Genomic DNA, 11,536 nt, shown 5'->3' with positions numbered 1-11,536 from the left:
GCCCTGTTGTCGTTAACCGGCCTGTTGCTGTCGGGAGTTGCGGTCCTGCCGACCGCTCTGGGCAGTTTTGCCGAGGGGCAGCCGCTTGCGATGACGACATCGTCCATCGCGCCGCCGACCAAAATGCCGGTCGTCACGAAGGAGTCGATCACGTTCGGCGCCTATGATCCGCACGGAGATTTAGCCGCGTCGCCCGATTCGAAGATCGAACACCTCTTCCTGCCCTGGGAAGACGTCGATCTGCGCACGCTCGCCCTGGCCGACGATTATGCGCAAGCGCGTGGCCGCACCCTGCTGATCTCGGTCGAGCCCTGGACCTGGTCATCCGATTGGCGCCAAACCTCGCAGGAACTGCTGCACAGCATCCTGGACGGTTCGCGCGATGCGAACATGGCCGCCGTCTGCTCGACTGCCGCCAAGCTGAAAAGTCCGGTCATCATTCGCTGGGGACAGGAAATGGACGAAACCGACAGCCAGTTCTCCTGGTCGCATTGGCAGGGCGCCGATTATGCCAAGGCCTATCGGCGGATGGTGGAGGTCTGCAAGGTCCACCTGAAGACGGCAAAATACATGTGGTCACCGAAGGGTAATGAGGGGCTTCAAGCCTTTTATCCCGGCAACGATGTCGTCGATCTCATCGGGCTCTCGGTCTTTGGCCTGCAGCAATACGACAGGGACAAGACTGGCAAGGATCAGACGTTTGCAGCGCACCTTGCGCCCGGATACGCCCGTGTCGCTGGTTACGGCAAGCCCATCATGGTTGCCGAACTCGGCTACGAAGGCGACGATTCATACGTGCGAAACTGGGCTGAGAGCATAACGAAACGCTATCCCCAGTTCCCGGCCCTGAGCGCCGTTATCTACTTCAACGACCGTGAAGTCTATCCGTGGCCGGACGGCTATGGCCGCCCCGACTGGCGGGTCGTCCGCGAAAGCATCAATTGAACAAGAAGGAAGCTGAACATGTCCATGCTTCAAAAAATGCTCCTGGCCGTGGCCCTCAGCGGTATCGCCACGGCCGCGTCCGCTGCCGGAACCAATGAGCCTGCGGGGATCGAGACCGCAAAGCCGATGAGCAGTGCGGAAATCTATCAGCTCTACAACCAGAATTCCTGGATGTGGAAAGCCGGTGCCGGCTACTTCTCCACAAAGGCGCGCCGCTTTACCGCCTGGTCGCGGGAAAACGGCTCGCCGTCTTTCGGTATGGGCCGCTGGTTCATCACGGAGTCGGGTAAACTCTGCTTCAACGCCGACTGGCACGCCAAGACCGGAACGGCGACGGCAATCACCTGCTTCAGCCACCGCAAGAAGGGCGGCCTGATCTATCAGAAACGCGAACCGGACGGTCAATGGTACGTTTTCAAGAGCAGACGGGCACAAGCCACCGACGAATTCGCAAAGCTTCGCCACGGCGACTACGTGAGCTCTCAATTGGGGAGGATTGAGGCGAGCGTCAGTAAGGCCAAGTAAAGGCGAAGCAGGGGGTTGCGCGCGGCCGAGGCGCCATCTGTGTCCTTGTAGGAGCCGATGCCTGCGCGCAACCCTTTTCATAAAAGATCGCTTCAAAGACATACAGGCAGTCCGGGCAGCGATCGTCTCATCGTGGTCCAACGGACAAACCGAGGGGCAAATCACCAAGCTCAAGCTGGTAAAGCGCCAGATGTACGGGCGCGGAAAACTGATCTTCTTCAAGCCCGCCTGATCGGCTCGACATGAGTCAATTGCACCAAATCTGCGTCAGAGCCAAGATTGCACGCCGGTAAGGGGTCAGTCTTGTGCGCCGATTGACAGATAGGTGTTCGGAACACCGAGCAGTGCACGTAAAAGCCGCTTGACAAAACGCGTCCGCTGCCACTATTGGGTAATCGATCACCCAAGGAGGATGGTGAAGATCGTGGCAGTATCGCTTTCTGACATCGCGGAACGTGCGGGCGTCTCGGTAAAGACGGTTTCCGGCGCATTGCACGGCGGCTCCGCCCGCATGTCCGACGATACGCGCCAGAAGATCAAGGCCATTGCGGAAGAACTCGGCTATGTGACCAACCTTGCGGCGCGTGGCGTGCGTCAGGGCTGGCTGCCGCTGGTCGGCGTCGTCTCCGACGGCCTCATCACTTCGCCCTTCGCCACCGAGATCGTGCGTGGCCTCGACGGGGCAGCCCGCAGCGCCGGCATGGCGGTCTTTGCGGTCAACCACAGAAGCGGCCAGTCTATCGGCTCGGTGCTCGACGAGGTGCAGCAGTTCCGGCCACGCGCCGTTGCTTATGCCGCCATGTACCACAAGCATGTGGCCCTGCCGGACAGGTTGACGGGCGCCGTCGGCGTCATGATCAACTGCCGCGAGGCTGCCGGCCGCGTCACCGCGCTGGTGCCGGACGAAGAGGGCGGCGCGCGGGAGATCGTGCGTTATCTCCTCGCCGCCGGCCGCCGGCGCATCGCCTTCATCAACCTGCCGGGCATTCTCGCCGGCACGCTACGCGAGATGGGGTTTCGTGCGGCGCTTGAGGAGGGGGGCATCGACCCCGTCGGCGTGTTGCCGGCGGTGCGCCGCAGCGTCTACAGCGACCGCGCGCCGAGCCTCGTTGCCTCTCATGTGGAGGCGCTTCTGAAATCCGGTCAACGGCCTGACGCCATCCTGTGCGGCAATGACCGCGTGGCGATGGAAGTCTATGCGGCGCTTGCCCGCGCCGGCCTTCGCATTCCGGATGATATCGCGGTGGCAAGCTTCGACAACCAGGTCGAGCTTGCCTCGCGGCTGGACCCGCCATTGACGACGATGGCCCTGCCGCACCGCGCCATGGGCCGCCTTGCCATGGAGATCCTCCTGGCCGAGCAGCCCGAACCGCCGCATCTGCGGAAACTGCCGTTCCATCTGGTCGAACGGGCATCCGTCTGAACATCGAATAGTGTCTAACAGGAGGAGAATATCAATGAGAATGGGTAATCGTTTACTTTATGGACTCTTCGCGTCCGCCGCGCTGGTTGCAACCGCCAGTCTTGCCGAGGCAAAGACCGTCATCCACGTTATGCACCAGGGCGATCCCGGCTGGGTGAAGGCCTATGGCGACGTTGCCACCCGCTTCGAGGCCGCCAATCCCGATGTCGATATCGAGATGATCTACGCGCCGCACGATGCCTATAACGAAAAGTTCAGCGCCGCCGTCATGGCCAAGCAGCTGCCCGATATCATGGAACTCGATGCTCCGTTCCTCGCCAATTATGTCTGGTCCGGCTATCTGCAGCCGGTCAAGCCGCTCATTGACAAGGACCTGCTCGATGACATGACGGATTCGAATATCGCCCAGGGCACCTATCCGATCGATAAGGACCTCTATGCGATCGGCCTCACCGACTCCTCGGTCGTGCTCTACGGCAACAAGAAATATCTTGAAGCCATTGGCGCCCGCATTCCGAAATCGGTCGACGATGCCTGGACCCGCGAGGAATTCGAAGGCTATCTCGAAAAGCTTTCCAAGCTCGAAGGCGTGAAGTGGCCGATCGACACCTTCCGAGGTTACGGCATCAAGACCGAGTGGATCACCTATGCCTACGGCCCCCTGCTCGAAAGCGCCGGCTGCGACCTGATCGACCGCAAGACTTGGAAGGCCAGCGGCACGCTCGATGGCGAGGCCTGCGTCAAGGCGCTGACGATGATGCAGGACTGGGTGAAGAAGGGCTGGGTCGTACCGACTTCGTCGGGCACCAACCAGTTCTACGCCGAGGGACAGCCGGCCGCGCTGGCCATGGGCGGCCACTGGTTCTACGCGGAGGCGTCGGCAGCGATGAAGGACAATATCGTGGTCATGCCGCTGCCGAAGATCGGCGACAAGGGCGTGAGCCCGAACGGAACCTGGATCTGGGGCATTTCCGCGACTTCGGAAAACCCCGAGATCGCCGGCAAGTTCCTGAGCTTCCTGCTGAAGGACAAGGCGTACCGGGAATACGCCAAGACCCAGTCCGCCTATCCGGGCCTGAAGAGCTTCGCCGCCGAATCTCCGCTCTATGCGGAAGGCGGTCCGCTCGCCATCGCCTTTGAGCAGGCTTCCAAGACCGCGATCGCCCGTCCGCCGCACCCGGCCTATCCGACGATCACCTCGGCCTTCATGCAAGCCGTCGACAAGATCTTCAACGGTGGTGACGCGCAGGAAGCGCTGACGGCCGCTGCCAAGAAGATTGACGAGGATATCGAGGACAACGCCGGCTACCCGCCCTTCGACGAGCAGCAGTAAGGGGTTTTGACGGGGCCGGTTCTCCGGCCGGCCCTGGACTATCTCGGGAGGATGACCGATGAGGAGGAAACAATGACTTTGCAACAGACCTCCACGCCCGCTTTGCGGCGTCCGGCGAAACGCCGCGACAAGCAGCGGCTCTGGCAGGAAATGGCGATGATCGCGCCTGCCTTTCTGCTTCTGGCGATATTCCTGATCACGCCGTTCCTCTTGTCCTTCTGGACGGCGATGACCAACCAGCCGCTCGTGCCGCGCCCGACGCCGGTGCGCTTTGTCGGCCTCCTGAATTTCGAGCGCGTCTTCACCGATCCGCTGTTCTGGACCTCGCTGTGGAACGTTACGCGTTTCACCTTCTGGGTGCTGCCAGTGCAGTGCGGCCTCGCCTTCCTGACCGCGCTGCTCTTGCACCAGAAGCTGCCGATGCAAAACCTGCTGCGCGGCCTGTTCTTCCTGCCGGCGATCACCTCCATGGTGGTGGTCTGCGTCATCTGGGGCACGCTGTTCCAGTATCCGAGCGGCCCGCTCAACCAGATCGTCGGTTTCCTTTCCGGCGGCACGATCCAGCCGATCGACTGGCTCGGCGACCCCAACTGGGCGATGTTCTCCATCGTGTTGCTTTCAGCCTGGCAGGCCTATGGCTTTCAGATGATCATCTATCTCGCCGGCCTGCAGGGCATTCCCGAAGAACTATACGATGCCGCCCGCATCGACGGGGCAAGCGCGCTGCGCCGCTTCTGGCACGTCACCATGCCCGGCCTTCGCCCGACGCATGTCTTCGTGCTGGTCATCACTACCATCCAGGCCTTCAAGCTCTATACGCAGGTGGCGATCCTCACCCAGGGCGGCCCGAAGGAAAGCACCGAAACCGTTGTCCACTACATGGTGCGCGCCGGCTTCGAGGAGCAGAAACTCGGCTACGCATCGGCCGTTTCCGTCATCCTCTTCGTCATCGTTCTTCTGATCGCGCTCCTGCAACGCAAACTCCTGAGGCGCTTCGATGTCTGATATCGCTTTGAGCCAGCCCGCCCCGCTGGCAATCGCAAGGGGCAACGGCAAGAGAAGCCTGCGCGTCGTGCAGAGCCTCTGCATCCTGGTCATCGCGCTGGTGATGATCTCGCCGCTGTTCATGCTGCTGATCGCCAGCCTGAAGGACGACCGTTTCCGCATCCTCGCCGATATGGGCAGCTTCCGCGCCTTCTGGGTCAGCGACCCGACGCTGTCGAACTACAAGGAGATCGCCCATTTCTCCGGCGAGCTGGCCTATGGCCGATATCTCTTCAATTCGCTGGTGATCCTCGTCGCCACAGTCGTCTCGGGTCTGATCATCAATTCCATGGCGGGCTTCGTTCTGGCCTGGGGCTCGCTGCGCGGCAAGGCGGCGCTCTTGGCGCTGGTCGTCGCCCTCTATGTCATCCCGCAGGAAAGCATCATCATGCCGCTCGTCGTCATGATGTCGCGGGCGGGGCTGACGGATACCTTCGCGGTGCAGATCCTGCCCTGGGTGGCAAGCCCGCTCTATGTCTTCCTCTTCTACCAGTTCTTCGCGCAGCTGCCGAAGGAACTCTATGAAGCGGCGGAAATGGATGGTGCATCGGTCTTCCGCATCTACCGGTCAATCTACATGCCGCTCAGCCTGCCGGCGCTCGCCACGGTCTCGATCCTCATGGGCATCGAAAGCTGGAACCAGTATCTCTGGCCGACGCTGGTCACCCAGACCGACTATGCTCGGCCGATTGCCGTGGCCATCGCCACCTTCTTCGGACAGGACAGCATCTATTGGGACCGCGCCATGGCCGCCTCGGTGCTGATGATGATCCCCGTCCTCATTCTCTATCTGGCTTTCCAGCGCTGGTTCGTCAGTTCATTCGTCGGCTCCGCCGTGAAAGGTTGATCATGTCTCTGCAGGCAAAATCCGAAACGTCAGCACCTGAAACCATCGAAGCGGAGCTGCCCGAAGGCACGGTGCTGCATCTCTGGCTGAAGGCGCGCCATGCCGGCGGCGAGGCGAAGCTCTTCGTCGCTGTTGATGGCAACGACATCGGCGAGCCCTCGACCCGCCGCACGGGGGAATTTGAGTTCTTCGCTGTGACGCTCGCGAAGGGCGGTCATGCCACGCTGTCCTATGATGCGACAACCACAGCGCTCTCCGTCGCTTATGCCTTCCGGCCGGAAACAGTGATGAAGGAGGGCATCCGCGTCCTGCACAGCGATGCCCGCACCGCCGCCCCCAACGTGCCCGACAGCTACCACTTCCGCCCGCCCTTCGGCTGGATGAACGATCCGAACGGTTTTGGACGGTTCGGCGGAAACGCCCACCTCTTCTACCAGCATTATCCTCATGAGCCGCGCTGGAACACTATGCACTGGGGCCATGCCGTCTCGAAGGATTTTGTCCACTGGACGCATCTGCCCATGTTCCTCTTCCCGGCGGCGCATCTATCGGAAAAGGACGATGGCCGCGGCGGCGCCTTCTCCGGCTCGGCGATCCCCGGCGCCGGCCCAGAAGGCGAGGAAATCCGCGTCTTCTACACCGAGCATGTGCGTGATCGGCAACCGGAAGAGCAAATCCAGCTTTCCGCCGTCAGCCGCGACGGCATCGTCGCCGGCCCGTCGAAAACCGTGATGCCGCTGCGCCCGGAAGGCTTGAACCTCACCACCGATTTCCGCGACCCCTATGTCTTCAAAGGCCCGGACGGCCGCTGGAAGATGCTGCTCGGCAGCCGCGACAGGCAGGGCGGCGTCGTACTGCTCTATGAAACCGCAGACGCGCAAGGCGCCGATGGCTGGACCTTCCTCGGCATCATCCATCGCGAGGACGGTTTCGGCATGACAGCGGCGGAATGCCCCTGCATGGTGCCGCTTTGCGGCAAAAACGCAGAAACCCGCTGGGCGCTGATCTTCGGTCTGCTCACCAGCCGCGACCCGGCCACCGGCCGCCGCAACCTCACCTCCGTCACCGTCGGCAGTTTCGATGGCCGCACCTTCACGGCGGAATTCGAGCAGGAGTTGGATTTCGGTTCGGATGCCTATGCCTTCCAGGCCTTCGTTGATGGCGACGAGCCGGTCGGCATCGCCTGGCTCGCCAACTGGTCGGATTTTTCCAAGAAGGACGATTTCCCGACGACTATGACCCTGCCGCGCCGCGTGCTTCTCGACGGTGACACGGTGCTGACCCCGCCGGTCGCAGCCGTCGAAAGCCTGCGCCATCAGTTGCTGGACGACACCGCGCTTGCCGCCGGCAAGACCGTGCCGCTCGGCACCGGCGCCGTCGAGATCGTACTTGATCTCACCGAGCCGGGCGCCGCCTTCGATCTCACCTTCGATCATCCGGATGTCGATCTAGGCGTGAAACTCGATGCCGATGGTCTGGCGATTGTCTTCGACGCCCGCACCGGCAAGACGCCGCCACGCTACGTCGCCACCGGCGCGAAACCGTCGAGCCTGCGCATCTTCCTCGATGCCGGCTCCATCGAAGTCTTCGCTGACAACGGCCGCTGGACGGGGTCCAAACGCATTCCGGGCTTTGCCGCCGCACGTTCGGCAACGCTCACCGGCGCCGTCGCCGAGGCCGGCGTCTGGCAATTGAAACTGTGAGGGGACAGACAATGGCATCGGTAGCAATCGACCGGGTTCTGAAGCAATACGGCGCGGCCTCCATTATCCACGGGGTTTCCGCGGATATCGAGGACGGTGAGTTCGTCACGCTCGTCGGGCCGTCCGGCTGCGGCAAGTCCACGCTTCTGCGCATGCTGGCGGGGCTGGAGGATATCAGCGGCGGTGAAATCCGCATCGACGGCCGCGTCGTCAACGACGTCGCGCCGAAGGAGCGCGATATCGCCATGGTGTTCCAGTCCTACGCGCTCTATCCGCACATGACGGTGCGCGAAAATATGGGCTTTGCCTTGAAGCTGCAGGGGCGCGATAAGGCGACAATCGATAAGCTGGTGAGCGAAGCCGCCGGCATTCTCGCACTTGAACCCCTGCTGGAGCGCCTGCCGAAACAGCTTTCCGGCGGCCAGCGCCAGCGCGTCGCCATGGGCCGCGCCATCGTACGCCATCCGAAAGTGTTCCTCTTTGACGAGCCGCTGTCCAACCTCGACGCCAAGCTGCGGGTGACCATGCGCAGCGAGATCAAGGAGCTGCATCAGCGCCTTGGCACGACCATCGTTTACGTCACCCATGACCAGATCGAGGCGATGACCATGGCCGACAAGATCGTCGTCATGCGCGCTGGCCGCATCGAGCAGATCGGCAAGCCGCTTGATCTCTACGACCGCCCAGATAACACCTTTGTCGCTGCCTTCATCGGCTCGCCGTCGATGAACCTCTTCGAGGGTGGCGTCAGCGACGGCGGCTTCCGTATCGAAGGCGGTGTTTCCCTGCCGCTTCCGCCGCAATTGAGCCAAAGCGCGGCGCGCACCTACGGCATTCGCCCGGAAGATCTCGACATTGCGGAGACGGGCATTCCGGCCACCGTGCTGACTGTCGAGCCGACCGGTGCGGAGACCCATCTTTCGGTGCGTATCGGCACGCAGACGGCAACGATCGTACTTCACCGGCGGCTGGATTTAAAACCCGACCAGCAAATCCACCTCGCGCCCAAATCCGAGAAAATCCACCTCTTCTCCGCCGAAGGCAATCGGATAGACTGATCCCGGGCGCCTCCCGCCGAGCCGCGTCCGTCATTTGACGGGCGTGGTTCGGTTCCGGTTCCATCCAGCCTTGCGACGTCTTGGTTTGGGTGTTCGGCCCTTCAACTGATCGAATTGGCCAATTGCGCGGCGATCTGTTGCCGCGGCAAGGCCCGTCGCGCGATTGATCTCGAGGCATACTGCTATCGCCTCCGCCTTCATTGACTGCCCCTCATTCGTCACCCCAAGGATCACCTGGCGCTCATTTTCCGGATCACGCTTGCGCACGACGCGACCCGCAGAGTCAAGACGGATAGCTGCGAGAATTCGTCGTGTTGGGGGCCTTCCCCTTCGTCCTTTGACGCTCTCGAGGGAGAGGAATGATTTCGCGGAGGAATATCTTCACGCCAGCGGAATTCAAGCATACCGAAATGGAGGATCCGGCGGCCTGTCGCTTCGCATGGGTTCTGGGCTTCGAGTCCGGAAACCGATAGGGTCCAATGATCAGGACGGACGCTTCAAACTCGTTTGGAAAAGCAAAATGGTTCGACCGGTCCGTGCGATCGTCATTGCAGTGCTCGTGTTGCTTGTCGCCTTTGCATCGGCCTGGACGTCGCTCGCGCTTTGGTACCGCTTGCCGGTGCCCGAGGTCGGCAGGCTAGCCAGCGCCATCTTGTTCGGGCTTTTTGGCGCCTCCGTCGTCGTGGCGCTCTTTGGCAGGAGACGCCTTCGTGCGGTCCTCGCGTTTGCGGCCGCGTTCGTCCTGGTTCTCGTCTGGTGGAGCACGATCGAACCGCAGGCAAATGGCGTGTGGGCTCCGGACGTCGCACGTCAGGTCACCGGCGAATTCGACGGTGATCTGTTGACGCTGACCAATGTCCGCGATTTCGAGTGGCGCAGCACCACCGACTTCACGGAACGATGGACGACGCGCAGTTACGACCTGAACAAGCTGAAGAGCGTCGACATGTTCATGTCGTACTGGTCAGGTCCGGCCATCGCGCATGTCATCATGAGCTTCGGCTTCGACGACGGCCGCTATCTGGCGTGGTCTATCGAAGTGCGTCGCGTTTCAGGAGGTTCGTTCTCACCGCTGGCGGACCTCTTCAAAAACAGTCCTCTGGTCATCCTCGCCGCAGACGAAAGGGATGTGATCGGCCTCCGCTCCAATTTTCGCGGTGAGGACGTCCAGATCTACCGCCTGAGGGCGTCGCCGGCGGCTGCGAGGCTTCTTCTGCGCGAGTACGTCTCCGACGCAAACGCGCTTGCGGCCACGCCCGCCTTCTACAATTCGCTGACGACCAACTGCACGACGACCATCATCAAGATGATGCGTGTCGCAGGCGACGCCGTGCCGACGGACTGGCGCCTCATCGTCAACGGATATCTGCCGGAATACGCCTATGACCGTGGCGCGCTGGACACCTCGGTTTCCTTGTCGCAACTGCGGTCGGCCGCGCACATCGCTGCAAGGGCGCACGACGACGGTCTTTCGCCGAATTTCTCGCAGGCCATTCGCGTCGGCGTCCCGTCGCCGCAGGGCGCGTTGTGACCTCCGCCGAAGCGTTGAGCAAGCAAAACGGCTAGGGCAGCAACATCATGCCTCCGGAGATTTTGACTAAGATAGGCGCCGCTTTCCGGGCTCAGCGCCATAAGCGTTCCTTTTCGCACAGCATAGCCGGTGGTGGTTTGCCTTTCGTAGAAGTGCGGCGGGTGGCTTATAAGCCCTAGGCACCAAACATGGTTCGCGAGGCAACCTGAGGGTGCCGCAGCTTCCCGTGGGAAATGCGCCGCCGCGTTCCCAGCCTCGTCAGGAAAGTCGACGAGCGGCAAGGACAATGCCAACGCCCTCGACCAAATCGCGCCGTTTGTTGAGCACACATTGGCCTAGTCGGCGGCTTGGCAATCTCTCCGTATGCGACGATAAGAAGGTTCACACGGCGATGTTGAAATCGAAACCGGATAGTAATACCTAATACCAAAGCGGTATTACGAGGTTTCGGCATGACGACCACAGTCACAGCAAAAGGGCAGGTCACCATCCCTAAAGCGGTTCGAGAATTGCTCGGGATTGTTCCCGGAAGCGAGGTCGATTTTCATCGGACCGCAGATGGCAGTGTGGTACTGACGAGAGCTGACAGGAAGCAGCCCACCAGCCGCTTTCAAAAGCTTCGGGGACACGCCGGAGAGGGGCTCAATACCGACGCGATCATGGCGCTCACCCGTGGTGACGTGTGACGCTCATCGACACGAATGTCCTGCTCGATCTCGTGACCAATGACGGAACTTGGGCTGACTGGTCGATTGAGCAGCTCGAAGCGGCCAATCTCGCCGGCCCGCTGCTGATCAACGATGTCGTTTATGCCGAACTTGCGGTCCGCTATGAGCGCATCGAGGAACTGGACGCGTTCATCGACGAGGCGGGACTGGTCGTCGCGCCGTTTCCGCGGGCGGCGCTGTTTCTTGCCGGAAAGGCCTTCACGCGGTATCGCCGGGCCGGTGGCTCTCGGACGGGTGTCTTGCCGGATTTCTTCATCGGCGCGCATGCTGCGGTTCAGCAGTTTCCGCTGTTAACGCGAGACGTTGGTCGGTACCGGTCATACTTCCCAACTGTCGCGTTGATCTCGCCGGCTCAGTGATTTCACCGTGGGGGAGGGGCAAGATCGCAGCCTTGGCACC

The 11,536-nt window shown here is 61.7% G+C and carries 11 protein-coding genes; all 11 read left to right on the top strand.

Annotated features, from left to right (window positions below):
- Positions 1-6: 6 nt before the first annotated feature.
- The 11 genes from BS629_RS02375 (at position 7) to BS629_RS02325 (ending at position 11,496) form a co-directional block, all read left to right on the top strand.
- Positions 7-945 carry a glycoside hydrolase family 26 protein gene (locus BS629_RS02375; protein ID WP_018247063.1) on the top strand — a complete coding sequence of 313 codons (939 nt, stop codon included), beginning with the start codon at positions 7-9 and terminating at the stop codon, positions 943-945.
- A gap of 18 nt (positions 946-963) precedes the next feature.
- Positions 964-1,470, top strand: coding sequence for a DUF995 domain-containing protein (locus tag BS629_RS02370; RefSeq protein ID WP_018247062.1), 507 nt, complete (start codon positions 964-966; stop codon positions 1,468-1,470).
- A 412-nt stretch (positions 1,471-1,882) separates the two neighbouring features.
- The gene (locus BS629_RS02365; protein WP_018247061.1) at positions 1,883-2,893 is read left to right on the top strand and encodes a LacI family DNA-binding transcriptional regulator; all 1,011 of its coding nucleotides are present in this window, start codon (positions 1,883-1,885) and stop codon (positions 2,891-2,893) included.
- A gap of 40 nt (positions 2,894-2,933) precedes the next feature.
- On the top strand, positions 2,934-4,226 hold the full coding sequence (locus BS629_RS02360; RefSeq protein ID WP_018247060.1) for an ABC transporter substrate-binding protein: 1,293 nt from the start codon (positions 2,934-2,936) through the stop codon (positions 4,224-4,226).
- A 72-nt stretch (positions 4,227-4,298) separates the two neighbouring features.
- Positions 4,299-5,231: a carbohydrate ABC transporter permease gene (locus BS629_RS02355; protein WP_018247059.1), complete on the top strand. Its 933-nt coding sequence runs from the start codon at positions 4,299-4,301 to the stop codon at positions 5,229-5,231.
- On the top strand, positions 5,224-6,117 hold the full coding sequence (locus BS629_RS02350; RefSeq protein ID WP_018247058.1) for a carbohydrate ABC transporter permease: 894 nt from the start codon (positions 5,224-5,226) through the stop codon (positions 6,115-6,117). The genes BS629_RS02355 and BS629_RS02350 overlap by 8 nt, the downstream gene beginning before the upstream one ends.
- A gap of 2 nt (positions 6,118-6,119) precedes the next feature.
- Positions 6,120-7,820, top strand: coding sequence for a beta-fructofuranosidase (locus tag BS629_RS02345; protein ID WP_018247057.1), 1,701 nt, complete (start codon positions 6,120-6,122; stop codon positions 7,818-7,820).
- A gap of 11 nt (positions 7,821-7,831) precedes the next feature.
- Positions 7,832-8,878, top strand: coding sequence for an ABC transporter ATP-binding protein (locus BS629_RS02340; RefSeq protein WP_018247056.1), 1,047 nt, complete (start codon positions 7,832-7,834; stop codon positions 8,876-8,878).
- A gap of 520 nt (positions 8,879-9,398) precedes the next feature.
- Positions 9,399-10,409, top strand: a complete 1,011-nt coding sequence (locus BS629_RS02335) for an Lnb N-terminal periplasmic domain-containing protein (RefSeq protein WP_018247054.1) — start codon at positions 9,399-9,401, stop codon at positions 10,407-10,409.
- A 452-nt stretch (positions 10,410-10,861) separates the two neighbouring features.
- Entirely contained in the window at positions 10,862-11,095 is a 234-nt protein-coding gene (locus tag BS629_RS02330) for an AbrB/MazE/SpoVT family DNA-binding domain-containing protein (protein ID WP_018247053.1), read from the top strand.
- Positions 11,092-11,496, top strand: coding sequence for a type II toxin-antitoxin system VapC family toxin (locus tag BS629_RS02325; protein ID WP_018247052.1), 405 nt, complete (start codon positions 11,092-11,094; stop codon positions 11,494-11,496). The genes BS629_RS02330 and BS629_RS02325 overlap by 4 nt, the downstream gene beginning before the upstream one ends.
- The last annotated feature ends 40 nt before the right edge of the window (positions 11,497-11,536 follow it).

This window comes from Rhizobium leguminosarum bv. viciae USDA 2370 (assembly GCF_002008365.1).
In the GTDB taxonomy this organism is placed as follows: Bacteria; Pseudomonadota; Alphaproteobacteria; order Rhizobiales; family Rhizobiaceae; genus Rhizobium; species Rhizobium leguminosarum.
Note: the sequence above shows the minus strand (reverse complement) of the source record. Positions and strands in the feature narration are given on the sequence as shown.

What these genes read in the sequence shown, in the direction of transcription:
- BS629_RS02335 (WP_018247054.1), top strand. Translation starts at nt 9,399, where the DNA reads ATGGTTCGACCGGTCCGTGCGATCGTCATTGCAGTGCTCGTGTTGCTT.
- BS629_RS02355 (WP_018247059.1), top strand. Translation starts at nt 4,299, where the DNA reads ATGACTTTGCAACAGACCTCCACGCCCGCTTTGCGGCGTCCGGCGAAA.
- BS629_RS02350 (WP_018247058.1), top strand. Translation starts at nt 5,224, where the DNA reads ATGTCTGATATCGCTTTGAGCCAGCCCGCCCCGCTGGCAATCGCAAGG.
- BS629_RS02365 (WP_018247061.1), top strand. Translation starts at nt 1,883, where the DNA reads ATGGTGAAGATCGTGGCAGTATCGCTTTCTGACATCGCGGAACGTGCG.
- BS629_RS02340 (WP_018247056.1), top strand. Translation starts at nt 7,832, where the DNA reads ATGGCATCGGTAGCAATCGACCGGGTTCTGAAGCAATACGGCGCGGCC.
- BS629_RS02370 (WP_018247062.1), top strand. Translation starts at nt 964, where the DNA reads ATGTCCATGCTTCAAAAAATGCTCCTGGCCGTGGCCCTCAGCGGTATC.
- BS629_RS02330 (WP_018247053.1), top strand. Translation starts at nt 10,862, where the DNA reads ATGACGACCACAGTCACAGCAAAAGGGCAGGTCACCATCCCTAAAGCG.
- BS629_RS02360 (WP_018247060.1), top strand. Translation starts at nt 2,934, where the DNA reads ATGGGTAATCGTTTACTTTATGGACTCTTCGCGTCCGCCGCGCTGGTT.
- BS629_RS02345 (WP_018247057.1), top strand. Translation starts at nt 6,120, where the DNA reads ATGTCTCTGCAGGCAAAATCCGAAACGTCAGCACCTGAAACCATCGAA.